Below are 24,534 nucleotides of genomic sequence, written 5' to 3' on the forward strand. Positions count from 1 at the left end.
CCTTCTTCTTTCTATACCCGGTGCAATAGGGGTCAAACGTAAAAAGAACCAGCTGATCATGGATCGGCTGGTTCTTAAAATGAGAAAGCTATTTTGATGAAGTGCCGGATTTATCTTTGGCGGAAGAGGAATCTTCTTCATCCTGTACTTTCTTTGTATAGTCATATTGATTTCGGTCAATCGGTGTAAAGCCTTTAGGCTTGTAGAAACGGAGTAAATCTTCGGTGACGATCTTATCAGATGTCTCAAGCATCTTTTTCACCGTTTCATTTTCTTGTGATGCCTTATCAGTCGGCTCGATTTTCTCGCCTGTTTTGTTGCTGTAATAGTTATTGCCTACTTTTGTGTAATCCTTAGAGACGAAGTCACCATTTCTAAATGGCACAAGCTCTTTGAAATTTTTCGATAAGATATCAGAACCAGACATTAAATAGTTCTTCGTATCATCACCAAGCAGGTGCAGAAGGGTTGGTGCGACATCGACTTCACCAGAGTATTTATGAATCTGTCCGCCTTTTACGCCTGGTACATGAATAAAGAGCGGTACGCGCATGAGTTGCGCATTTTCATAATCTCCGATTTTTTGTCCTGTCACTTTTTCCATCGCTTCATTGTGGTTTTCAGAAATGCCGTAATGGTCTCCGTACATAATGACGACTGTATTGTCATAGAGTCCAGACTTTTTCAGGTCGTTGAAGAACTGTTCAATCGCTTCATCTAAATAATGAGCCGATTGGAAATAGTTATTGACGACAGAGTCTCCGAAGTCACCAGGTTCGAAATCGGTATCCCCTTCATCCATTCCAAATGGGAAATGGTTCGATAACGTAATGAATTTCGAATAAAACGGCTGCTTCAAGTTTTCAAGCATTGGCATAGATTCTTTGAAGAATGGTTTGTCTTTCAGCCCATAGTTCTTCGTATCTTGCTCGTTCATATCGTAATACTCAGAATCGTAAAACCTGTCATATCCAAACGACTTAAACATTTCATTACGGTTCCAGAAGGTTTTCGTATTGCCGTGGAATTCTGCTGACGTGTATTGATCCTTCTTCAGAATGCCAGGAAGTGCCTGATACGTGTTTTGCGCTTTGTTAATAAAAACAGAGCCTTGTGATAATGGGAATAGCCCAGTATCCATCATAAATTCAGCATCAGACGTCTTTCCTTGTCCTGTTTGATGGAAGAAGTTATCAAAGTAAAACGTTTTGTTGTCGTGTGCCAATGAATTAAGGAATGGCGTTACTTCTTTTCCGTTTACTTTGTAATCAATGACAAATTTTTGCAGAGATTCAAGAGAAATCGTAATCACGTTCATGCCTTTTGCTTTCCCGTAATAAGCCGGGTTAGGATCAGCGCTGTTCGCTTTTAAATAGTTCTCTACATCTGTGACGTCATTTGAATTTGCCAGAGCACGCTGGCTGTTTGACTTCACATTTTGAATGGCATCAAACACAGTAAAGTTATAAGCACCTAAATATTTCACTAAATAATTGCGGTCAAATGCTCTTGATAAAAGCTCTGGACGATCAATCTCTGCAGCGACTAAATTCATCACAAAGATTACAACAGAGGACACAAGGACGAGTCTAAACGATTTTGACTTTTGAACAGGTACAGTAGCTGTACTTGTTTGCTGCTTCTTTTTCATGCGGACTGCGAGTACGATCAAAATGATGGTATCCATAAAGTAAAACATATCAGTCCAACGCATGAGTGAAAATGCACTATCACCTAATTGTCCGCCATTCGTTCCTGCCTGCATCACGGTAGGCAGCGTGATAAAGTCATTGAAGAATCGATAGTACACGATGTTTGCGTATAGTAAAAAAGACATGAAAAAATGAATCACAATGATAGCGGCAGGCTGCCATTTTTTCTTGAACAATAAAGCAAAGCCAAGAAAGAACAAGCTGGAGCTAATAGGATTCACGAAAAGCAAAATATGCTGAAGCACATTTGATATACCAAGTTTAAATTCAATTAAATACGCTGAATACGTTTTGAGCCACAGTAAGATGACTGCAATAACAAAGAAGCCGAGGCCTCGTTTTTGAATAAATGTTTTCATAAAAACACTCCTTTTCTCCGATACACGGAAGAGGCGGAACGAAAGAAAACGAACCATTAGAATATACCATGAAATGATCAAATAGAAAAGTGATAACCGGCGAAGAGTGTCTAGCAGCCTGTCCGAGCAATAAAAAGGAAGAAAACGAAAATATTCACTCTTCGAAAAACTTTTTGTGAAATTCACCCTATTATTGACAGAAAATTCAGCTATTTTCCAGTTGTTATATCAATAAAACAGGCAAAAAGGCACGAGTCTAAAGAATTAATTTGGTTTCTACAATGATGATTTAGAGAGTATTTCCAGTGTTTCTTAATGTTTATGCAGGTTAAGTAAAAAAAATGAGAAGAAGAATGGAGAAAGGGCATGGATGAAATTTCCTGATATAAGATATATTGATATATTTTTTATTTCATCAACAAAATGGTTTCGATGTGTTTTGTAAGGGTTTTATTTGTTTTGATGAATGAACAAATTATCTAAATATACTTAAGTGGACATTTCGAGACTATAAACTTTTGAATTGGGGTCGATATAGACTTTGACAGGAAATCTTCCATTGAAAGGATTGATAGTATATGACTGTACGAGCAAACAACCTCGTTCAGAACTGGTTTCCGAGTGAGGACGGAAATGCAGCAGAGCGTAAAGAACTCATCAAATTGATGGAGCAGATTGTTTCAGGGGTCGATCACCTGAAAGATCCGAACCGTGCACACCTAAAGGGTGAAAAGAATCGCGAGGAGGATTTTTACCAAAAGCTCACTGAAACAAGTCAAATTCCGTTGAACGGCCAACAAGCGGAACTTGTGAATGAAGAATTACTGAAGCTTTTACATAACCATCCTTACCACACAAAGTATTTCTTCACGAACATTTTGCCGATGGCAAGTACACCAGGAATTCTAGGCATGCTGACGGCGATGCTGGTAAATGGAAACAACCTATGGGATGTGTATGGACCAGCAGGAGCGGAGGCTGAGGTCAGAGTGGTCTCAATGATGTCTAAGCTCATCGGATATGATCCAAGTGTGAGCGGGGGATATACAACATGGGGAGGTCAAGGAGCCATTTTCTCAGGACTGCGTTTAGCGATTGCAAAAGTTGCGCCGGAGTCACTGCGAAAAGGTGTTCCACAAAACCTTTATGCGTTTTGTTCTGATGCGGCACATTACAGCTTATTTAAGTCAATGGAAGCAACAGGACTTGGCACAGACAACTTGATCAGAATTAAAACGAATAAAGATCATTCGATGGATATGGAAGATTTGCGTTGTCAAATGGAACGTGTTGCACAAAATGGCGGAATTCCCGTTTATATTGTCGCAACAACCGGAACAACAGATGCCATTGCAATTGATGATGTAAAAGGGGTACGTGAAACAGCAGAAGCCATTGCTGAGGAGTATGGTCTAAAGGTGCCGCATATTCATGCGGATTCAGCGCTCGGCGGATTCTTTGCTTTCTTTAATGAGTATGATCTAGCTGAAAACCCGCTGCAATTCTCAGACGGTGTTCTTCGTATGCTAAAAGAAATCAAAGCGAAATTCCAGCATCTTTCTCTTGCTGACACGATGTGCTTTGACTTTCAAAAGCTCGGCCAAACACCTTACACATCTAGTTTATTCTTAGTGAAAAACGCGGCAGACCTAAAGCGTTTAGATCTGGAAGAACAAGAGACACCATACGTTGGTCATAGAGGCTACGGCGAATACCATACAGGTTATACGCTGGAATGCTCAAGAATGGGAAGCTCGATCAGTATGCTGAGTGTGCTGTTAACGTTTGGAGTTGAAGGCTACCAGCGCTTGCTCGGTCAATTCTTAGAGGTGAACCTTGCCTTCAGAGAAGCACTCAGTCAAGAAATTCCGCAAGCAGAAGTCGTAAATGATGACAACGTCGGAATGGCTACATTATTTAGAATTTACCTAGACGGCTCACCACGCTTTCAAGAAGAAATTTCAGGCGAAGCGACGGCAATGGAAATTGAGCGGAACAATGAATTGAACAAAATGCTGTTTGAAAAGCTTGGAGAGAAACGAGACGAAATGTTCTTTGGTGATACAACGAAGTTCTTACTTGTAAATGCAAAAGAAGGACAAGAATTCTATCTAAGTGTTAGTAAGTTTTTTGTCATCTCACCTTATACGTTACCAGAGCATATCCCACATATCGTATCTTATTTAAAAGATGTGATCGCATCTGTTTGTGGACAATTTGAACATGTACATGCTTAAATCAAATCTGAGAGTGGAGATGTAGGAAAAAATGGCGAAACAAAGGAAATTTGGAGGACTCACGATATCCTCTAAAATCATGTCAGTCGTTGTCGTAACATTACTCGCAACCGTTGCACTATTCGTTCTAACATTTTATCTAGTCAGCCAGGATTTATCATCCCAGTTATTAAAGCAATTTGATTATCGATTAACAACAGATGTTGATACAGCGAAGAAAGAGATCGATAATCTGGATGGGAACGTCCTTGGTATTAGTGGGAAAGATGATCCCCTTTATGTGGAGGTCAAAAAGAAATTCACAGAGCTTCAAGAAGATCATACGCTTGAGAACTTATACGTGCTATCTAATAAAGGCGGCAAAGAAAGAATTATTATATTAACCGGGGAAGAAAATGATTTTGATCAAGATTATGTATTTTCAGATGAGATGAAACAAGCTCTTTCTGAAGATAAAATAGTCAAAAGTGATATTTACAAAGATTCATTTGGAACACATAAATCAGTCTTTTTACCAATTAAAGATTCAGGCGGTGAGCTGACGGGTATTTTAGGAATTGATTTAGATGCGTCAGTTGTGCCAGAAACAACGAAGAAGCTGACGATCTATATCACAGTGGCCTCTGCCATTGTGCTCATCGGTGGATTACTCTTCTCATTCTTTATGGGAAGAAGAATTGCGAAACCAGCACGTTCCTTGATGGAATCAGCGAACCGAATTGCTGACGGTGATTTAACTGGTATGGTAGAGGTTGAAAGTAAAGATGAGATCGGCCAGCTTGCCGCATCCTTCCAAAAGATGCAGGGGCGGATCAAAGAGCTTATTTCGAAAATCTCTCACTCATCTAGTGAAGTGTCTAAAATGTCATCACAGCTTCGTACGGTGACGACCGAATCGAGTCAAAGTGCGCAGCAAGTATCAGAAGCTATGACGAATATGAGTGAAGGAATCAATGATTCTGTCGCAAATATTACGGATTGTACGACATCCGTTGCTGAGATCGATACTCAAATCGAAGGCGTCACAAAAGAAGTCGATGAAATGAAATCTGTTTCATCTGACGTACAAGAGCAGTCAGAATCTGGTCAAAAATTAGTGAACCATGTGCTTGATCATCTGAATATGCTACATGACAAGATGACCAACTCAAAGCAGGCAGCAGAAGAATTACAATCTCATTCAACGGAGATTGAAAGTGTCATCTCGATCATTACGGACATTTCAGCCCAAACGAATCTGCTTGCACTGAATGCTTCAATTGAAGCGGCACGTGTTGGAGAAGAAGGAAAAGGGTTTGCTGTTGTGGCAGATGAGGTGCGCAAGTTAGCTGAGCAATCAGCGGATGCGGCTAAAACCGTTTCAGACCTTGTCATCGGCACACAGGAAAACAGTCAGCGCGTTCTTGAAAGCGTAGAGGAAAGCAGTAAAGCAGTGGAAGAAGGACGTGAGCAAATGAAAGGCACGTCACAGAACTTTACTGGTATTTACGACGGAGTGTCTCAATTTGCAAGCAGAACGAACAATTTGCTTCAATCCATTAAGCAGGTAGAACGAGCATATCAAACGATTTCTACATCGATTGAACAAATTTCTGTTGTGTCAGAAGAACATGCAGCCAGCTCTCAAGAAGTAGCGGCAGCAACAGAACAGCAAAGTGCTGGCATGCAGCAAATTTCAAGTGCGATTGAACAGCTCTCTGATATGTCAGAGGACTTAGCACATATGGTTTCTACTTTCAAAATCGACAATAAATAACGAGAAAGCTGACTCTTGTGAGAGAGTCAGCTTTTTTGCTATGATAAATCAAATCGTTTCAGACGAAAGGAGAACGCCATGGATTTTGCGCAGAGATTATCAGAAGAACGGATCAAAAAAGCGATGGATCACGGGGCTTTTGAAGGATTATCTGGCTTTGGCAAACCTCTGCCTAAAGATGACGCTGCTCATGTACCTGAAGAATTAAGAATGGGCTACCGGATGATGAAAAATGCTGGCTTTGCTGGGGAAGAAACAGCACTGAAAAAAGAACTCATGACCGTCAAAGAGCTGCTTCACTCCAGTATAGACGGAGAGGAAAGAAAAAAGCTTTCTCTCATATGTGAAGAAAAACAAAAACGACTGGATGAACTCACATCTAAGCGCCAAACTTTTGCCCGTCCAGCCTCCTCCTTTTATAAAAACAGGGTCTACGAAAAATTAACGGAGCATAAAAAAAGATGATGACACGCTGCCTCTCCTGAGCACATTGAGGGGGCTTTTTTTATGAAAGCGCTACATTTTGTTATTGACTACATGTATATACAAATATAAAATAATAATCAAACATGTATATACAAGTTTTCTTGGTTCTTTTTTCTTATAAAAACGATCTCGGAGGGGATAGCATGGCTGATTACCAGGCAGCAGCAGATCAGATTGTGAAAGCCATCGGCGGCAAAGAAAATATTGATCAAGCGACACATTGTGTGACAAGGCTGCGCTTTGTGCTGAAGGATGAAGGAAAGGTTGATGAGAAAGCACTTGAACAAATAGAAGAAGTGAAGGGATCTTTCTCAGCGAACGGTCAATACCAAGTGGTGATCGGCCAAGGGGTCGTCAATCGGGTATATGCCGAAATGGTGAAACAGACGGGGATTGGGGAAGCCACAAAAGAGGATGTGAAGCGTGCCTCTGATCAAAAATTAAATCCATTACAGCGTGCTGTGAAAACGCTTGCGGATATTTTTATTCCGATTCTTCCTGCCATCGTCACAGCCGGCTTATTATTGGGGATTCATAATATTTTAACAGCTCCTGATATTTTCTTTGATCAAAAATCGATTGTTGATGTGTATCCGGCATGGGCTGATTTAGCGAATATGATCAACTTGATTGCAGGCACTGCCTTCACATTCCTGCCCGCATTAATCGGCTGGTCAGCCGTGAAGCGGTTTGGAGGAAATCCGCTTTTAGGGATGGTTCTTGGGCTGATGCTCGTACACCCGGACTTATTAAATGCGTGGGGTTATGGAGCGGCTGAAAAGTCCGGTGAGATTCCAGTCTGGAATTTGTTTGGACTTGAAGTGCAAAAGGTAGGCTATCAAGGACAGGTTCTTCCGATACTCGTCGCCTCGTATTTACTAGCGAAGCTCGAATTGTTTATCACAAAACGGACACCTGAAAGCATTCAGCTATTAGTGGTTGCTCCGATTACGTTATTAGTTATTGGCTTTTTATCCTTTATCGTCATTGGACCTATTACATTTGCAATCGGCAACGTGTTAACATCTGGACTTGTCGCTGTATTCCAGCAGTTCGCAGCACTAGGTGGTCTATTATACGGCGGTTTGTATGCGGCGTTAGTCATTACTGGAATGCATCATACGTTCCTTGCTGTTGATATTCAATTGATTAATTCAAAACTGCACGGCACGTTTCTATGGCCAATGCTCGCACTGTCTAATATTGCACAAGGATCAGCCGCACTTGCGATGATGTTTGTTTTGAAAGATGAAAAGCAAAAAGGTCTCTCACTCACATCAAGTATTTCTGCTTACTTAGGAATTACCGAGCCAGCAATGTTTGGCGTCAACTTGCGCTACCGATTCCCATTTATTTTCGCACTCATTAGCTCTGGTTTAGCCGGTATGTTTATCGCCTCTCAAGGGGTGCTGGCAAGCTCAGTTGGTGTTGGAGGCATTCCAGGAATCTTCTCTATTATCCCGAAATATTGGGGCGCATTTGCGATAGGGATGGTCATTGTCCTCATCGCCCCATTCATCGGAACCCTTTTGTATGCAAAGTTGAAAAAGAAGAAAGATGTATCACAAGAACTTAACTAGTGGTGGTGAAGGAAATTGAAACAACAAACAAACGAACCGTGGTGGAAAAAAGCGGTGGTCTACCAAATTTATCCGAAGAGCTTTTTAGATACAACGGGCTCAGGTACAGGCGATATCAATGGTGTGACAAAAAAGCTCGATTATATCAAACAGCTTGGGGTGGACTGTATTTGGCTCACGCCAATGTATGAGTCCCCGCAGCATGACAACGGCTATGATATTAGTGATTATACAAAAATCCATGACATGTACGGCACAATGGTGGATTTTGAACACATGCTGAAAGAAGCCCATGATCGAGGTATACGAGTCATCATGGATTTAGCCGTCAATCATACATCCATTTTCCATAAGTGGTTTCAAGCATCACGCGAGTCAAAGAATAATCCTTATCGAGATTATTATATTTGGAAGGAGCCCAAGGCGGACGGATCACCGCCGAATGATTGGCAGTCAAAATTTGGCGGTCCGGCATGGGAGCTAGATGAAGAAACAGGAGAGTATTATCTTCATTTATACGATGTCACCCAAGCGGATCTCAATTGGGAAAAGGATGAGGTGCGCAGGCAAGTATATGACATCATGCATTTTTGGTTTGAAAAAGGAATTGATGGATTCAGGCTGGATGTCATCAACAACATCTCAAAGGATCAACGCTTCTTAGATGACGCCGGGCAGTCTGTGCAAGGAGACGGCCGAATGTATTATACGGATGGTCCAAGAATTCATGAGTTTCTGCACGAAATGAACCAAGAGGTTTTTTCGAAATATGACAGCATGACAGTTGGAGAAATGTCTTCAACGAATATTGCAGACTGCATTCGGTATACAAGACCGGATCGGCAGGAGCTGGATATGACGTTTAATTTCCATCATTTAAAGGTCGATTATCCAAACGGAGAAAAATGGGCCCTCGCACCATTTGATTTTCAGGAATTGAAGTCGATTCTGTCTGAGTGGCAGACGAAAATGCATGAGGGCGGCGGCTGGAATGCGCTCTTCTGGTGCAATCATGATCAGCCGCGTATCGTCTCAAGATACGGTGATGATGAAACATACCATCAGCAATCAGCGAAGATGCTGGCGACCACCATTCATCTCATGCAAGGGACTCCATATATTTATCAAGGGGAAGAGATTGGCATGAAGAATCCTCAGTTTGAGGACATCTCATCTTACCGCGATATCGAATCACTCAATATGTATGAAGTTATGCTTGAAAAAGGGAAATCAAAGGAAGAAGCGCTCGCCATTTTACAGGTCAAGTCAAGAGATAATGCGAGAACACCGATGCAGTGGACCTCAGAAAAGAACGCAGGTTTTTCAAAAGGGACACCTTGGATTGAGCCAGCCAATAACGACATTTCGGTCGAAACTTCGTTAAAGGACCAGTCGTCTATTTTCTATCATTATCAAGCCCTTTGCAGGCTGCGTAAAGAACTTGATGTGATCACATATGGAAGCTTCACTTTACTCTTAGCAGAAGATCCAAAGATTTTTGCTTATGTGAGAGAAAGCGGTGAGGAGAAGCTTCTTGTGATCAATCACTTTTATGCAGGAGAGACGGACTTTACGCTTCCTGATGAGCTTATGCAGGCTGTAGATGAGATGGAGGGGCAAGTGCTGTTATCCAATTATGAGGATGCACCGGCAGATATGAAGGGATTTACGTTGCGTCCATACGAGTCAATCGTTTATCATTTAACCAAACGCTAGAAAATGGGGCGGAGGGAAAATGAAAGAGAATAAGTTTCGAGTGATTTATGATCAGCTCGCAAAACGAATTGAACAAGGTGAATGGCAGGATAAAGGCATTTTGCCATCAGAGCATGAGCTGTCCTTGATGTATGACACATCCCGTGAGACGGTAAGAAAGGCATTAAATATCCTTGTGCAAAATGGCTATATCCAAAAAATCCGCGGCAAAGGTTCTGTTTTGCTGAATCGAGAGAAAATGCAATTCCCCGTCTCGGGTCTTGTCAGCTTTAAAGAACTTTCCCAAACGCTTGGCCGAAAGACCGTTACGACGGTTCACGAATTTGGTTTAATCAAACCGGATCAGTATATTCAGTCTCAGCTGAAAATTAATGGGCAGGAGGATGTCTGGGAAGTCATTCGATCTCGTAATATTAGCGGAGAAGAAGTGATTTTAGACAAGGATTACTTTTTGCAAAAGCATGTGTCGGTCTTGTCGAAGGACATATGCGAAGGATCCATCTACGAGTATATTGAAGGAGAGCTCGGTGTATCAATCAGCTATGCCCAAAAGGAATTTGTGGTAGAGCCATGTACAGAAGAGGACGCCAAGTATCTTGATTTGAACGGGTTTGACCATGTCGTCGTTGTGAAGAATTACGTGTTCTTAGAAGATACAAGTTTATTTCAATACACAGAAAGCCGTCACCGATTAGACCGCTTCAGATTCGTCGATTTTGCAAGAAGAGAAAAAGTGGACAGAGCATAGGCTCTGTCCTTTTCAGGTTTTGGGAGAAGTAGACGACGAATAGATCACCATTTTCAGGAGGAAAGATGATGAGATTAAATAGACCACTAAAATTAAGAGACTTAGAAATATTCAGCGTGATGAAAGATCATCAGATTTTATGTTATGTCATCATTGAAGATACGCGAAAACCGTTTACGGCAGAAGACAGAAAGCTAGAGCCATTATGTTATATGGATGAAGAAGATATACAAGCGATTTTGAATGTTTTTCATATTTCCATTATCAATGATGAAAAATTAAGTGAAGAGGATTTAACGATGGTAAAAGGTTTTTTTGCTGATTTAGTAAATAATACGGACTTAACGAATTTTATTACGAGAGATTATGTTTTAAAGGATTTATATGATGTCGATGATGAAAATGACATGATGTTCTTTAATAGGATGCTTCGGCATATAGGGTCAGATGATGTAAAAGAATTCGACGACCGCAATTGGATCTATTTATCTCAAGATTGATGTCTTATTCCAAGAAAAGAGGACAGAGCATAGGCTCTGTCCTTCAGCATGTAGGCAAACCCTTGCATTCGGTGTCAGTCCTGCGTGCTGGTGCTCACGAATGTCAAATTCGCTCCGCGCCAGTACTCGTCCTTCCTAGACTTCAAAGGTTTTCTATCAAGCTGAAAAGAAGACAAAGGGCTAAAATCAAGATCATTTTAGCCCTTTGTCAACAATCTGGAGGACAGAGCATAGGCTCTGTCCTTTTCCTTTAGGATGATACATTTTTTCTTGTACGCTTGCGCTGGTAGTAATATAGGATACCGCCAGCAGCGAGCATGAGCACGCCAATCAATACAGCTGTATACATCATTGTGGCAGTATTCGGCAATGTGCCGCCAGGAAGGCCTGTTCCATCTTGGTTTGGATCTGTACCTGTCCCTCCGCCTGGTGCTGTTGTTCCGCCGTCTCCGCCAGTTTGATCTGGAGTTGTTCCAGCTGCCCCGCTTTGGTTAAGGACCGTGTATTCGCTGAAGTGCTCAGTTTGACCTGATACGACTCCGTTTTCAAATGATCCATTACTAGTTTTGGTGTAACGATTTTTCTTGCGATCCACATAATATACACTAGGTTTTTTCGCCTTTTGAGGTTCGTCTAGTGTAAAGGATAGTGTGACCGGGTCTTTAAAGGTCGAAACCTTTTTCTTGTCTTGTTTGATTTGGAAATCATACGTATCCGTTAATGCGTTTTTCACTTTATCCGTCTTTGTCATCCATATATCTGCGCTTGTCTCGGACAAATTCGAGAGCGGTAATGCGAGCCCCACTTTGTCATGATAGATGGTGACGTTTGGATCTTGCTCTCTTTTTTTCAGCTCGGCTACTTGTGCTTTTGATAGAGACAATTGAACGTTTTTCGCTTTGCTTGCTTTGTCTAGATAGAGCAATGCTTTGTTTGTATGCTGTACATACGTTTGGAATTTATTGTCATCTTGAATGTCATAAGCGCCTTTTCCTTTCACGCGAGGAAGGAATACTTCTTTCACCCTGTGATCGATAACAGGCGAAATTTGACCGTCTGCCTTTTCAATTTGCTCTTTGAAAATTTCATAGTCGACATACCCTAAGTCTTCGCCGTGAGAGGCTTCTGTAAAGACGCTGTAGCCGTCGCCACCTGTGCCAACAAATGCGTTTGTGGCTACGCGGTATGTTTTCTCATCATCAATGTCTGTCAGTTGACCTTTTTGATCTTTCAGTTTCACATCAATTAGTCTGCTGCCAGCTGGTTTACTGAGCGTAAACGTATATTCAATGCCAGCTACATGAGGGAATGCGCCACCGCCTTCCTCAATGCCTGACAGCCCTTGTTCGAGAGCTTTCTTAATTTGACTGCCTTTTAAATCTGCGACATAAAGTGTATTTCCAAAAGGCATCACCGTTAAAATATCACCTAAAGTGATATCACCTTTTTGGATGCTTCCACGAATACCGCCGCCGTTTGTGATGGCAAGGTCAGCTCCAGCAGATTCTTGCGCTTTCTGCAGCATGCCGTCGGCGATAAAGTTCCCAAGATTCGTTTCTTTCGCACGGACATGCTCACGTTGACCATCTAAAAGAACATCTGTATGGCCGACTTTTTCTGTTTTTAAATCTTGAATATCTGCTTTGTATCCATCAAGGATCGCTTTTGCCTCTGCATCTTCTTTGACAGAGTCATCGATCGGAATCAGGTCAAAAGAAGATTCTTTTGGCTGGATGACACCTTTTTTGTCAAAGGCTACGTCTACTTTTCCTAAAAATTGTCCATAATCTTTCACTTGAGCGACAATCGTAGGTTCTTTTTTATTGATGACCTTTAATTTTTCTACAAGTGTGTGCGTGTGACCGCCAATGATTAAATCAATCCCATCGACTTTTTGAGCGAGCTCAAGATCACGGTTGTAGCCAATGTGTGTTAACGCTATGATTTTATTGGTTTTTTCTTCTGTTTGAATGGTGTTGACTGTTTCTTTTGCTTTCTTGTACGCATCTTTAAATTGAATGTTAGGACCGCTGCTGGATGTAATGGCTGTGTCTTCAGTCGTTAAACCGAATACGGCCACCTTTTCACCGTTTACATCGAGCAGGATGTAAGGGTAAATCCCGGCTTCTTTTTTCTCACCAGCTTTAAATAAGGCTGGTTTTTTCATTAAGTCACTCAATTGTTTTTCCTTCGAGACATCCACGTTTGATGACACGATCGGGAATCGAGGCTTTTCAAATTGATGACGGTTTTTCGGATCGACATCTGATGCATCACCTGTCAGGAATTGACGGAGTACAGAAGGACCTTTGTCAAATTCATGATTACCAAACGTCATGGCATCGTATTTCATTAAGTTCATCAATTTCAGATCGGCAAGCCCTTGCCACTTTGTGAAGTACAGGTCACCAGAGAAGACATCTCCAGCGTCTAATAGAATATTGTTCTTGTTTTCAGCACGGACTTCTTTGATCTTTGTTGCGCGTCTTGCCGCATCATCAAGGTGTGCGTGTGTATCGTTCGTATGCATCACTGTTAAATTCCAGTTGTCTGATGTAGGCGGTTCTGTTGTGCCATCGTCTTTAAAGGCTAGCTTGTACACACCAAGACCATCTGTACTTGCGTTACGAATAAAGTCTACGCTGCTTGATTCTTTAGCAAACGGTTTGGCTAAAAGAGAAGATTCAAAAGTGACTGTTGCGCCTTTGATCGGTGCAATAGACCAGTTTTGATCTGCAATTGGGTTGATCGTTTTTTGTTCGATAATATAATCCATCAGTACTTGACGGTTCTCATCTGCTGAGGCAAGCACTACTTTATCTTGCGTCAGGTGAGGGAAGCCTCCGCCGCCAGAAGCACGATAGTTATTTGTTACGACTAAAAATTCTTGATTGTCAGAGACGGGTTTCCCGTTGTAAGACAGGTTTTTGATGCGGTTGGCATTGGCGTTGAGAAGTGTGCCTGTTGTGCTGTATTTAGCAGGCTGCGTCACATCGACTTGATATGTCACGCCATCAATTACATCAAAGTTATACGAGCGGTATTCCTCGTTTAAAATCGGCTGTTCTTTTGCATCGTTCGGTTTGATCTGATTAAACTGACCGGCAGACATTTCTAACCAGTCTTTCACTTCACTGCCTTTCAGTTTCACAATCTGCACAGTGTTATCGTAAAGGTAGAGATCGCCGATATTCTTAATCGCTAAATCTCCTTTTGCGATATTTGTATAATAGTTTACACCGTTTCGGCCGCCGGCTTTAAACGGAGCACCTGCAGATAAAATCGGTAAATTTTTATACGATGAGTCCTTCATTTTTTCTTGTGCATACCATTTTTGGGCATCTGTCACAATTTGAATCGAAGGGTCATCCATCACTTGAGCAAAAAAGCTATTAATGTCTGCTTCTGTTTTGCCAACAGGCTTTCTCACGTAATCAAGTGTGTTTTGATGCGTTGTTTGAATGGCGTCTTTTACGGTACTGTTTTGAGATGATACTCCGGCAACAGATTCGATCTTGCCTGTTCCGTCTGTGACCTTCCAGTTGCTGCCGTCAGGCTCTAGTGTTAAATCAATGACCCCGAGGTAGCTGCCCCAGTTTTTTGACATGACGACTGGGATGCCATTGATGGTTCCTTTTGAGACATTGAATTTGTCGACGCCGTTATATTCAGCGCTTGGGAATGTGCCATGCTGGTGGCCTGATACAATGGCATCGATGCCTTTTGTTTTCGTGGCAAGGTCAAAGATCATATTTTCTGATCCTTTAGGTGAAGCGGTTTTTTCAATTCCTGTATGAGCAAGAGCGACAATGACATCTGCGCCTTTCTCTTTCATTTCAGGAATGGTTTCGTTGGCAGATTCGACGATGTCCTGCACTTGGACTTGTCCATCTAAATGCTTCTTATCCCACGTCATAATTTGTGGTGGGACGAATCCTATGTAACCAACTTTCACAGTTTGTGAGGCTCCGTTTGCATCTTTAAAGGTTTTATCTTGGATCACATAAGGTGTAAAACGGTGTTCTCCATTTAGCTTTTTGACGTTCGCATTGACAATAGGGAAGTTTGCGCCCGCAATGGTACCGTCAAGGAAGGATAATCCGTAGTTAAATTCATGATTGCCAAGTGTTCCTGCATCGTATTTTAGTTTGTTGAGTGTATGAATAATAGGGTGAACCTTTGTTTGATTGATGATGCTGTCTTTCTCATGTTTGTAAACGTATTCTCCAAGAGGGGTTCCTTGAATCAAGTCTCCGTTATCCACAAGGAGTGTATTTGGGTTTTGTGATCGGTGCTTGTCAATGAGCTCGGCTGTTTTTGCCAAACCAAATTCATTTGTTTCTTTGTCGCTGTAATAATCATAATTCATCATGTTCGCATGAACATCGGTTGTGGCTAAGATGCTGACCTTTACGGCTTTGCCGTTTTCTGTTTCTGCATGAGTAGGTACTGCTGGGAGAATGAGACTAATCATCATAATGGAAGTGAGCAGAATAGACAGGTTTTTCCTTCGTTTAGACCTATGTGCTTGCTTCTTCACCTGATCTCCGCCTTTCTAATTTTTTTGACCACAATACCTATTGTAGAAATGTTTCGTTAACTTTTGTAGTTATTTTTTGCAGATTATTGTAAAGATAACATAAATCATACGAATTACCTTGTTGAGGGAATGTGAATGAGTCGAAATACTTATTTTTATCATAAGGGGTTTTCTGATAGGGATAGGATGTTTGATTTCAACATGCCCGGGTATAGTGTGTAGTGTAAACGATAATCAAGCAGGAGGGTTTCTACATGGGTAAGAAAATTGCAGTTGTATTAACAGATTACTTTGAGGATGTTGAATTCACCGAGCCTGCAAAAGCCTTTAAAGATGCAGGTCATGAGATCACAGTCATTGAAAATGAAAAAGGAAAAACAGTGAAAGGGAAGCAAGGAGAGGCAGAAGTGAGAGTGGATGCGTCTATTGACAACGTGAAGCCTGAAGACTTCGATGCACTTCTCATTCCTGGCGGTTTCTCACCAGATATTCTGCGTGCAGATGATCGTTACGTCCAATTCACTAAAGCATTTATGGATGAGAAAAAACCAGTATTTGCGATCTGTCACGGACCGCAATTGCTCATTACAGCGAAGGCGCTTGAAGGAAGAGGCGCGACTGGGTATACATCCATCAAAGTCGATATGGAAAACGCAGGCGCTAAATTTAAAGACGAAGAGGTCGTCGTTTGTCAGGATCAGCTTGTGACAAGCCGTACACCTGATGACATTCCAGCCTTTAACCGTGAATCATTAAAACTGCTTGAGAAATAAACCGCAGTTGTAAAAGGATATAAAAAAGCCAGCATCTTGCGGGGTGCTGGCTTTTTGTGTGCATGATGTAAGAAAACTGCGTGTAGACCATAAAAACAGTTTCCTTTTGCACCATTATTTTCTTAAGTTTTTTAGCTCGCTTGCGATGGCTTGCATTTCACTTGGGCTGAATGAAGATTTTTTCATCACCATTTGGTGAAGAAATTCGATATCTTCGTACTTGTCTGGACTGAAGTCTTCTGCTTTGATGACTCCAATGTTCAGCATATTTAACTTTTGCGAAATGTCTTCAATCAGCTGATTGACTTCAGCCGCTTTTTGCTCTGACAAGGGCGGCACGTCCTTTCCTGCATATGTGTTGAATAATATGTCTATTTTAACAGAAAAGCAAAAGAATAAAAGGGCTATTAAGACGATACGGAGATGTTTTTCTCCTTTTTCTCCTGCTTAATCTTATCAATGATTCGTTTGGATTCAAATACGACAACCCCTGATAAACCGATGAGCCCAATTAAGTTTGGAATCGCCATCAGTCCATTCAGCATATCTGCCACACCCCAGACGAAGTCATTTTTAAACACGGCACCGAAAAAGACAGCAATAACAAACACGATGCGATAATACATGACGTACGAATCCTTCGCCAAATATGTAAAGCATTTTTCGCCATAATAGGACCAGCCAATGATGGTGGAATAGGCAAACAAGAGCAGACCGATTGCCACAATGGTTGAGCCAACTGGACCGAGGAAATGTGCAAAGGATAACGAGGTGAGTGCATCACTTTTCACTGTTAAATACATATCTGCCATGACAATGGTAATGCCTGTGATAGAACAAACAATGATTGTATCGATAAACACTTGCGTCATAGAGACGAGAGCTTGACGGGCAGGCATATCCGTTTTCGCAGCCGCAGCAGCAATTGGTGCTGACCCAAGACCTGCTTCATTGGAAAATACTCCTCGTGCCACACCCCAGCGAATGACAGTCCCAATTGCACCACCTGCCACGGCTTGACCGGTAAAGGCATCTGAGAAAATAAGACCGACTGCGCCTGGAACAAGATCAGCATTCATAACAAGAATGATCAGACCGCAAATGACGTAAAATAAAGCCATGACCGGTACAAATATAGATGTGACCCGGCCAATGCTTTTAATTCCGCCTAAAATCACAAGTGCCGTAAAAGCTGTAATGATGATACCTGTTATCCATGTTGGAATTTGAAAAGTAGAATTCATAACGCCTGAGATGGAATTAGACTGTACCAGGTTGCCGATCCCAAAGGCAGCACTGGCACCGAAAACAGCAAATAGCACCCCTAGCCATTTCTGCTTTAACCCGTGCTCTAAATAATACATAGGTCCGCCAGACATTTCGCCTTTTTCGTTTTTGACCCTGTATTTCACAGCAAGAACAGCTTCTGCAAACTTGGTGGCCATCCCGAAAAATGCAGCAAACCACATCCAGAATACTGCACCAGGACCACCCGCTATAACAGCCGAGGCCACACCTACGATATTTCCTGTACCGACAGTTGCAGCAAGAGCCGTCATTAACGCTTGGAAATGGGAAATATCCCCTTCTGATATTTTGTCTTGTTTTGAAAAAGCGAGCTTTAAAGAATAAGGAAGTAATCTAATTTGAATGAAGAGAACGCGAAAGGTGAGGTATATTCCAGTACCAACAATTAAAATCAACAGGGGAGGCCCCCACAAAAAATTGTTCATCGTTGTGACAAACTGCTCAATTATCCCCATCTAATATCCCCCTTTGTTTGTATAATTCTCCTAAAGTTTCTCCTGTTTTTGTGTATTTTGTCAATGCCGATGAGAGTTTTTCTTGCAAAGTTTCCAAAAGAAAAAGGGCTTGATATGATAGAGAAAAGGTTTTCGAAAAGAACTCTTAGGGAAAAGATAGGAGGAGAATGAAGGATGATTCATGTGTTATTCGTGTGTCTTGGCAATATTTGCAGGTCACCGATGGCAGAGGCCATATTTAGAAAAAAAAGTAGAAGATGAGGGGCTTAGCGAGTACTTTGTGATTGATTCAGCAGGTATTGGCGGCTGGCATCAAGGCAGTCCTCCGCATGAAGGAACGCGAAAGCTGCTTGATGAAAAAGGCATCAGCTATGAAGGAATGTCCGCAAGACAAATCATGGATGAGGACATCACAACATATGACTATATCATTGCGATGGATGCTGAAAATGTAGGGGCACTTCGCAGTATAGCCGGCTATGGGAAACATCACTTTATTGGCCGTCTTCTTGATTTTGTAGAAGACGACGATCGAGATGATGTGCCAGATCCTTATTACACTGGGAACTTTGAGGAAGTCCATGAATTAATTGAAACAGGAATTGACCGTTTTTTGACGTATGTAAAGAAAGAGAACCACCTTTAACTGAAAGGAGATCAGACGAGATGGAAGAAAAAAATCAAATCGTGCTCCGAGGAGCTCTCTTAGGTGCAGCTTGCGGCGCATTGCTGACTTTATTTCATCGGCCAACAAGAATTGCACTCAAAGAAAAATGGAATGACTGCCAGCAAAAGCTTGATGAGTACCGTGAGGAGCCAGGCAGAATATCGGCTTGCATGAAAGAAAAGATGGAAGAAACGAAGCAGCTGATGCGAACAGTCTCAGATGATTTGTCATTTTTAAATGAACAGGTCAATCAGTTAAAGGAAACAACCCCAAGGGTATTAGAAATTATTGAAGAAACAAAGGATCACTTTCAATCGAAACAGACAGATTGATCATTGGAGATGAGGCGTATGGGTTTTATTAAAGCGTTAATTGAACGCTTTTTGCTGCATGAAGGACCGGCAAAATCTGCTGAGCTTGCCTATTTCTTTTTGCTTTCATTATTTCCGTTTCTCATCTTCGTGCTGACGCTGGTCGGGTATTTGCCGCTGACGTCAAAGGATGTTCTGAGCGTCATTTCTGGCTATGCGCCAGAAGGAGCGCTTTCGATGATTGAATCCATTGCCGAACAGACGCTGAATAATCGGAACGGCGGGTTATTGTCGTTCGGGATTATTGCCGCCCTTTGGTCAGCATCTAACGGCATTAATGCCGTCGTCAGAGCATTTAACCATGCTTACGAAGTTGAGGAGAATCGTTCCTTCATTCTCGTACGTTTAACATCGATCATCTTAACGATCGCGATGGTTTTGACCATAATATTTGCCCTGATGCTACCTGTCTTTGGCAAAGAACTCGGTTTATTTGTCGCTAAATTAGTTGGGCAGTCAGACGCCTTTCTCACCGTATGGACTGCAATGAGATGGATCATTAGCCCGCTGATTTTATTGATTGTTTTTACATCCTTATACTATTTTGCTCCAAACATTAGGCTGAAATTAAAATTTGTTCTGCCAGGTGCCATTTTTGCATCGATTGGATGGATTTTGGTCAGCATGCTATTTTCATTTTACGTAGGCGAATTTGCTAACTACAGTGCGATGTACGGAAGCATTGGGGGAATCATTATTTTAATGATCTGGTTTTATTTAACCGGCATCATGATTATCCTTGGCGGCGAGCTCAATGCGCTTTTACATAAGCGTAAAATCGTACCAGGCAAACTATAAAGAAATCCGGGCATCCTAAAGAAGAACGATCAAGTTCAAACTGAATGGATGGGGGAAACCACATATGTCCAAACAATCGAAAAAAGGCGGAAGCAATACGAAACAAAACAAAGGCCATCAGCCTAAGCACAAAACAAGCGGCAGTGCGAACGGGCAAAATGGATATCACTAAATGAAAAAAACTCCTCTGCATGTGTGCAGGGGAGTTTTTCATTCACAATCGTATATATCGTTTAAGGATAAAAGCGGCATCAGGCTTTGACTCATAGTGAGGATCTAGCTCGAATCCGGCATTCATTGCTACACGTTCACTTCGAACATGACCTACGGGACAAAAAATTTCAAATCCATCGACTTTTGAAGAAAATGTTTCTGTCATATATTTCAAGATCGTTGTCACAATGCCTCGACCTTGTGCGTCTTGACGAATCCAATAACCGATATTGCCTATTTTCTGATTAAACGTCAGGCGGAACACCCCGATCAATTGGTCATTCAGCTTAATGCCAGCTTCCAACCCTTTTTGTTCATTGTAGATGGTTTGAGTCGATTGAATAAACGTTTTGACATCCTCTATGCTTTTGCAGTGATGAACCCACGGTAGCCATTCCCCTAAATGAGCCTGATTCTCTTGAATAAGCTCCAATAATGTGTCCGCATCATCTAATTGTAGAGATGCTAAAGTCAATTCATTCGTGACGTCGTATGAAAACAAAGATCGACCCTCCATTTTAATGACTTTCCACCACTGCCGCCGTTCGCCCAAATCGAACGCAGAAAAATACGAACAATATCACGATGCTGACAAGGTAAAGTAAATTCATTCCTTCAAACGTTTGCACAAAGATTCCACCGAGAACAGGCCCTAGAATACTTCCCGCACTAAATGCCATTCCGCACATCAAATTTCCAGCAGGAAGCAGATGCTTTGGCAATAAGTCGGTCATATAACTGATGCCAAGTGAGAAGGTAGAGCCTACAGCCATTCCGGCAATAAAGAAACAAATCGCAACAGCTAAAACTGATTGAATGAAAATCCCTGCTAGTAGAAAAAAGAAAGACCCAACGAGAGTCACACATAAAATGATGCGGCGCCTGCCAAACCGGTCGCTAAGCATACCGAGAGGCAGCTGAAAGACAATACTTCCAATGGCAAAAGCAGGTAAAATAAACGCCACTGCATCTACGGTCACCCCGCTTCTAAGTGCATACACAGGGAAGTTGCTATTGAGTGTCGTTTCTAAAAAGCCATAGCAAAACGGCATCATAAAGGCGACCCAGCCAAATTGAAAGGCTTTCTTAAAGCGCTTCAAACTGTTTGTCTGCTCTGACGTCTGCACTTCGTCCGTATCTGGATATGTATTTTTCAAAACAAAAACAAGCAGCCAAATACATAAACTAACAGCACCGGAAACAATGAAAGGTAAAGATGGGTTGATTTCAATGAGTGGTGTTAAAAAAGGTCCAGCGGCAAAACCAAGTCCAAAGGATAACCCATACAATGAAATATTTCGCCCGCGATTTCTTGAAGACGACGCATAGGTCACCCAAGTCTGTGTAGAGAAATGCAGCATATGATCACCAATCCCGATCATGAGCCGCAGGAAGAACCACACAACATAAGATTCAAAAAACACAAAGCTGAACAAGCTTAAAAAGACAGCGGCGCCTCCAATGACAATTAACGGCTTAAATCCAAACCGGCGAAGCGGCGCTTCCATAAAGGGAGATGCTAGCAGCACGCCGAGATATAAGCCTGTGGCATGCAGTCCGTTTAACGTAGGAGAAGTCCCGGCATGTTCAAAAATAATCGAAATGACAGGCAATAACGCTCCCTGCGAAAAACCAGATACAGATACAAGTAAAATTAAAATCATAAAGTGAATTCTCGACATAAGAAGCTCCTTACAAGTTCATATTTTCATCGTACAATGGAACCATAGCGGTTTCAATAGAAAGGTGGAAAAGGAATGAAACTGATATACGAATCAGGCCGGTGGATCGCGGGAATAGATGAAAGGAAGCTGTATATATCAGCAAATGAAGAAACGGGGTACAGACCATCTCAATTGTTCAGCTCAGCTATTGCTAGCTGTTTTGGAGAAATGCTCATTCATGTATGCCGGAAAAAGCGAATATCCTGGGAAGGGCTGACGATTACACCTGAAACGACAAGAGCAGGAGCTGTAAACAAAATCTCCCGTATTCATTTACATATTTTATTTGAAGGCGTCCGTACATCTGCTGAACAAATAGAGAAAGTCATTACACTTGCATTGAAGCACTGCGCGATGGTGCAGTCCGTGAAAGGAAGTATTGAAATCACCTTCTCACACGAGAGAATCTAAATGTATATGAAGCCGGCACTCACGAAAGAATAACAGTCAGACATATGTAAAGGAGAATGGCTGTATGAATCGTTTGTTTCTTGTGATTGTCGCAATTGGTGTGCCGCTATCGGTGATTGGCAGTTTTCTTCATTTTCCGCAGGTCATCATGTTTGCTGTGTATTGTATCGCCATTATTGGCCTTGCTAGTTTTATGGGAAGAGCCACAGAAAGTCTAGCTATCATAGCGGGCCCAAGAATTGGTGGGCTTTTAAATGCCACATTTGGAAATGCGGTGGAGTTAATCATTTCGTTTTTTGCATTAAAGCAAGGACTGACAGCCATCGTCCTTGCATCGTTAACTGGCTCAGTGATCGGAAACTTACTGCTCGTGGCGGGGCTGTCTTTTTTCGTTGGCGGTTTAAAATATAAGCGCCAAGTGTTCAATGTCCACGATGCAAGGCACAACTCGGGCTTGCTCATGTTTGCCATTATTGTGGCATTTGTCATTCCAGAAGTATTTTCGGTGGAGATGGCTGAGGATAAGCAATTTGTTTTAAGTATTGGCATTAGCATTGTGATGATTTTGCTTTATGTTGCAGCACTCTATTTCAAATTGGTCAGCCACCGAGGTGTCTATGTTGCCAAGCAGGAGAGCATGGACGGAGAGGCGGAGACGGAAGAAGAAATACCTGAATGGTCTGGTAAGTTTGCCACTTTGATTTTGCTGCTTGCAACGATGGCCGTTGCGTACATTTCAGAGCGCCTCGTCCATACATTTGATACAGTGGGGGAACAATTTGGCTGGAGTGAGCTGTTTATCGGAGTCATTATTGTGGCCATCGTCGGCAATGCCGCAGAACATGCCTCAGCTGTCATCATGGCGTATAAAAACAAAATGGATGTCGCAGTGGAAATTGCTTTTGGTTCCACACTTCAGGTTGCGATGATGGTGGCACCAATCCTTGTCATCAGCTCGCTTTTTTTCAATACGCAGATGCCACTCATTTTCTCCTTACCAGAGCTCATTGCGATGGCATCCGCTGTGTTACTCACAGTCATTTTATCTAATGACGGAGATACCAATTGGTTTGAAGGCGCCACATTACTTGCTGCCTATTTCATTATGGCGATTGGATTTTTCCTTTTATAATCTTTTGTGGATAAGGGACGTCTTTGCGGAAAATACTATGGAAAAATGAATGAGAAAGAGTGATGATATGAAAAAGATGCCCCGCATCATGTTTGTTGTTCTCTTATCCTTAAGTTTTCTATACAGCTTTCCAGCGGAGGCGGCGAAGTCATTTAAGGTGCCATCGTCTGTCGCCAGTATTTCTAAGGAGAATACGTATCCGAATGCGTCACAGGATCAGCCATTGCTCCAACCGAGCGAGCTGACAGCAGAATTGTTTAAAACAACGAATGTTCCTATTGAGAATACCCATTTGATCAAAATGCTAAATGAATCCAGCATTTCAGGGACGCCATTAGCTGTTGGTTACCGCGCGACCATTTTCCTTGGCAGATGGGCACTGAGCTACGATTCAAACGAAACGGTCGCCAACTGGGAATACAAAAAAGTGAATACGAACCATATTGATAACAGAGGCGGCAACAAAACAGCCATTGGCAAATACGTTCAAAAGCAGCAAGTGAAAGTAAGCGGCGGGCTCACAGCAAAGGTACCAAACCCGGAAGATGTGAAAACATTGATGATGCAAAAAGCTATTCAAAAAACAAAGCTGCCCCTCGCATTTGACACAGTCATTGGCGCAGGAACAAAACGAGATCAGTCGTACCATGTCTCTGCGAAAAAAGCAGCGTCACTTCATGCCTATGCACCAGCGATTAACGAAAAAGGGAAGGTCACATACGGAGAAGTGTACCTTGTACTAAAAGGAAATAAACGCAAACTCGTCGTGAAAAACGTGACCTCACAAGGAATCGGTGCTTGGATTCCTGTTCAGGATCACCTGACGTTTGGGTTTCAAGGGATGAATTAAAACAGTCATCTCCTCTTATCAAGGGGAGATGACTGTTTTTTGCTAATTGGTTTTATCATTTTTCCCTTTCAATTCACTTTTGTAAAAGTCAAATATGGTATATAAATACCATGCGATGAAGAGAAAGAAGAAAATTTTTGTTACTATCATGAAGTTGCTGAAAATTAAACTTAGCCCAAGAATAGGAATGATCATAAA

19 protein-coding genes and 1 pseudogene are annotated in these 24,534 nt (G+C 42.0%); 14 read left to right on the forward strand and 6 right to left on the reverse strand.

What is annotated here, in order from left to right; all coding sequences use genetic code 11:
- Positions 1–88: 88 nt before the first annotated feature.
- Positions 89–2,071 (reverse strand): LTA synthase family protein, encoded by a 1,983-nt coding sequence (locus MKY18_RS03805; RefSeq protein WP_342497737.1) that lies wholly within the window; start codon positions 2,069–2,071, stop codon positions 89–91.
- Positions 2,072–2,649: 578 nt separating this feature from the next.
- On the opposite strand from MKY18_RS03805, the gene MKY18_RS03810 reads away from it, so the two are divergent.
- From MKY18_RS03810 to MKY18_RS03840, 7 genes are all read left to right on the forward strand, one after another.
- A complete protein-coding gene (locus tag MKY18_RS03810) occupies positions 2,650–4,308 on the forward strand; it encodes a pyridoxal-dependent decarboxylase (RefSeq protein ID WP_003213862.1) in 1,659 nt (552 codons plus the stop codon).
- A gap of 31 nt (positions 4,309–4,339) precedes the next feature.
- The gene (locus MKY18_RS03815; RefSeq protein ID WP_003214104.1) at positions 4,340–6,064 is read left to right on the forward strand and encodes a methyl-accepting chemotaxis protein; all 1,725 of its coding nucleotides are present in this window, start codon (positions 4,340–4,342) and stop codon (positions 6,062–6,064) included.
- A gap of 78 nt (positions 6,065–6,142) precedes the next feature.
- Positions 6,143–6,529, forward strand: coding sequence for a DUF1992 domain-containing protein (locus MKY18_RS03820; protein WP_034665171.1), 387 nt, complete (start codon positions 6,143–6,145; stop codon positions 6,527–6,529).
- Positions 6,530–6,693: 164 nt separating this feature from the next.
- Positions 6,694–8,130 carry a PTS system trehalose-specific EIIBC component gene (gene treP, locus MKY18_RS03825; RefSeq protein ID WP_106067738.1) on the forward strand — a complete coding sequence of 479 codons (1,437 nt, stop codon included), beginning with the start codon at positions 6,694–6,696 and terminating at the stop codon, positions 8,128–8,130.
- A gap of 15 nt (positions 8,131–8,145) precedes the next feature.
- Positions 8,146–9,846 carry an alpha,alpha-phosphotrehalase gene (gene treC, locus MKY18_RS03830; protein ID WP_342497738.1) on the forward strand — a complete coding sequence of 567 codons (1,701 nt, stop codon included), beginning with the start codon at positions 8,146–8,148 and terminating at the stop codon, positions 9,844–9,846.
- Between the two features lie 19 nt (positions 9,847–9,865).
- The gene (gene treR / locus MKY18_RS03835; RefSeq protein ID WP_044139741.1) at positions 9,866–10,594 is read left to right on the forward strand and encodes a trehalose operon repressor; all 729 of its coding nucleotides are present in this window, start codon (positions 9,866–9,868) and stop codon (positions 10,592–10,594) included.
- Between the two features lie 65 nt (positions 10,595–10,659).
- On the forward strand, positions 10,660–11,094 hold the full coding sequence (locus MKY18_RS03840; RefSeq protein WP_106067740.1) for a terpene synthase: 435 nt from the start codon (positions 10,660–10,662) through the stop codon (positions 11,092–11,094).
- 250 nt (positions 11,095–11,344) lie between these two features.
- Here the strand turns inward: MKY18_RS03840 and MKY18_RS03845 are convergent, their stop codons facing one another.
- The gene (locus MKY18_RS03845) at positions 11,345–15,634 is read right to left on the reverse strand and encodes a multifunctional 2',3'-cyclic-nucleotide 2'-phosphodiesterase/3'-nucleotidase/5'-nucleotidase (protein ID WP_342497739.1); all 4,290 of its coding nucleotides are present in this window, start codon (positions 15,632–15,634) and stop codon (positions 11,345–11,347) included.
- Positions 15,635–15,888: 254 nt separating this feature from the next.
- Here MKY18_RS03845 and MKY18_RS03850 point away from each other — a divergent pair, with 254 nt between their 5' ends.
- The gene (locus MKY18_RS03850) at positions 15,889–16,407 is read left to right on the forward strand and encodes a type 1 glutamine amidotransferase domain-containing protein (RefSeq protein WP_003214211.1); all 519 of its coding nucleotides are present in this window, start codon (positions 15,889–15,891) and stop codon (positions 16,405–16,407) included.
- Positions 16,408–16,521: 114 nt separating this feature from the next.
- Here the strand turns inward: MKY18_RS03850 and MKY18_RS03855 are convergent, their stop codons facing one another.
- Both MKY18_RS03855 and MKY18_RS03860 read right to left on the reverse strand, forming a co-directional pair.
- Entirely contained in the window at positions 16,522–16,737 is a 216-nt protein-coding gene (locus tag MKY18_RS03855; RefSeq protein ID WP_003214000.1) for a DUF1128 domain-containing protein, read from the reverse strand.
- Positions 16,738–16,814: 77 nt separating this feature from the next.
- Entirely contained in the window at positions 16,815–18,170 is a 1,356-nt protein-coding gene (locus tag MKY18_RS03860) for a sodium:alanine symporter family protein (protein WP_044139738.1), read from the reverse strand.
- Positions 18,171–18,344: 174 nt separating this feature from the next.
- On the opposite strand from MKY18_RS03860, the pseudogene MKY18_RS03865 reads away from it, so the two are divergent.
- From MKY18_RS03865 to MKY18_RS03875, 3 genes and pseudogenes are all read left to right on the forward strand, one after another.
- Positions 18,345–18,816: pseudogene (locus MKY18_RS03865) on the forward strand (low molecular weight protein-tyrosine-phosphatase).
- 20 nt (positions 18,817–18,836) lie between these two features.
- Positions 18,837–19,169 carry a YtxH domain-containing protein gene (locus tag MKY18_RS03870; RefSeq protein WP_003218013.1) on the forward strand — a complete coding sequence of 111 codons (333 nt, stop codon included), beginning with the start codon at positions 18,837–18,839 and terminating at the stop codon, positions 19,167–19,169.
- A gap of 18 nt (positions 19,170–19,187) precedes the next feature.
- Positions 19,188–20,006 (forward strand): YhjD/YihY/BrkB family envelope integrity protein, encoded by an 819-nt coding sequence (locus tag MKY18_RS03875; RefSeq protein WP_044139737.1) that lies wholly within the window; start codon positions 19,188–19,190, stop codon positions 20,004–20,006.
- Between the two features lie 214 nt (positions 20,007–20,220).
- On the opposite strand, the gene MKY18_RS03880 is transcribed toward MKY18_RS03875, so the two are convergent.
- Complete coding sequence (locus MKY18_RS03880; protein WP_044139736.1) at positions 20,221–20,721, reverse strand: GNAT family N-acetyltransferase; 501 nt, start codon at positions 20,719–20,721, stop codon at positions 20,221–20,223.
- A 16-nt stretch (positions 20,722–20,737) separates the two neighbouring features.
- Positions 20,738–21,901, reverse strand: coding sequence for an MFS transporter (locus MKY18_RS03885; protein ID WP_106067580.1), 1,164 nt, complete (start codon positions 21,899–21,901; stop codon positions 20,738–20,740).
- 75 nt (positions 21,902–21,976) lie between these two features.
- Between MKY18_RS03885 and MKY18_RS03890 the strand changes: the two genes are divergently transcribed.
- The 3 genes from MKY18_RS03890 (at position 21,977) to MKY18_RS03900 (ending at position 24,336) form a co-directional block, all read left to right on the forward strand.
- Positions 21,977–22,354, forward strand: coding sequence for an OsmC family protein (locus MKY18_RS03890; RefSeq protein WP_106067579.1), 378 nt, complete (start codon positions 21,977–21,979; stop codon positions 22,352–22,354).
- Between the two features lie 64 nt (positions 22,355–22,418).
- The gene (gene cax, locus MKY18_RS03895) at positions 22,419–23,486 is read left to right on the forward strand and encodes a calcium/proton exchanger (protein WP_044139734.1); all 1,068 of its coding nucleotides are present in this window, start codon (positions 22,419–22,421) and stop codon (positions 23,484–23,486) included.
- Positions 23,487–23,574: 88 nt separating this feature from the next.
- On the forward strand, positions 23,575–24,336 hold the full coding sequence (locus tag MKY18_RS03900; protein WP_223252876.1) for a YfkD famly protein: 762 nt from the start codon (positions 23,575–23,577) through the stop codon (positions 24,334–24,336).
- Positions 24,337–24,534 lie beyond the last annotated feature (198 nt).

This window comes from Bacillus sp. FSL R7-0672, assembly GCF_038601465.1.
GTDB lineage: Bacteria > Bacillota > Bacilli > Bacillales > Bacillaceae > Bacillus > Bacillus pumilus.

What these genes read in the sequence shown, in the direction of transcription:
- MKY18_RS03875 (WP_044139737.1), top strand. Translation starts at nt 19,188, where the DNA reads ATGGGTTTTATTAAAGCGTTAATTGAACGCTTTTTGCTGCATGAAGGA.
- MKY18_RS03890 (WP_106067579.1), top strand. Translation starts at nt 21,977, where the DNA reads ATGAAACTGATATACGAATCAGGCCGGTGGATCGCGGGAATAGATGAA.
- MKY18_RS03815 (WP_003214104.1), top strand. Translation starts at nt 4,340, where the DNA reads ATGGCGAAACAAAGGAAATTTGGAGGACTCACGATATCCTCTAAAATC.
- MKY18_RS03850 (WP_003214211.1), top strand. Translation starts at nt 15,889, where the DNA reads ATGGGTAAGAAAATTGCAGTTGTATTAACAGATTACTTTGAGGATGTT.
- MKY18_RS03820 (WP_034665171.1), top strand. Translation starts at nt 6,143, where the DNA reads ATGGATTTTGCGCAGAGATTATCAGAAGAACGGATCAAAAAAGCGATG.
- MKY18_RS03885 (WP_106067580.1), bottom strand. Translation starts at nt 21,901, where the DNA reads ATGTCGAGAATTCACTTTATGATTTTAATTTTACTTGTATCTGTATCT.
- treR (WP_044139741.1), top strand. Translation starts at nt 9,866, where the DNA reads ATGAAAGAGAATAAGTTTCGAGTGATTTATGATCAGCTCGCAAAACGA.
- MKY18_RS03870 (WP_003218013.1), top strand. Translation starts at nt 18,837, where the DNA reads ATGGAAGAAAAAAATCAAATCGTGCTCCGAGGAGCTCTCTTAGGTGCA.
- MKY18_RS03900 (WP_223252876.1), top strand. Translation starts at nt 23,575, where the DNA reads ATGTTTGTTGTTCTCTTATCCTTAAGTTTTCTATACAGCTTTCCAGCG.
- MKY18_RS03810 (WP_003213862.1), top strand. Translation starts at nt 2,650, where the DNA reads ATGACTGTACGAGCAAACAACCTCGTTCAGAACTGGTTTCCGAGTGAG.
- MKY18_RS03840 (WP_106067740.1), top strand. Translation starts at nt 10,660, where the DNA reads ATGATGAGATTAAATAGACCACTAAAATTAAGAGACTTAGAAATATTC.
- MKY18_RS03860 (WP_044139738.1), bottom strand. Translation starts at nt 18,170, where the DNA reads ATGGGGATAATTGAGCAGTTTGTCACAACGATGAACAATTTTTTGTGG.
- cax (WP_044139734.1), top strand. Translation starts at nt 22,419, where the DNA reads ATGAATCGTTTGTTTCTTGTGATTGTCGCAATTGGTGTGCCGCTATCG.
- treP (WP_106067738.1), top strand. Translation starts at nt 6,694, where the DNA reads ATGGCTGATTACCAGGCAGCAGCAGATCAGATTGTGAAAGCCATCGGC.
- MKY18_RS03805 (WP_342497737.1), bottom strand. Translation starts at nt 2,071, where the DNA reads ATGAAAACATTTATTCAAAAACGAGGCCTCGGCTTCTTTGTTATTGCA.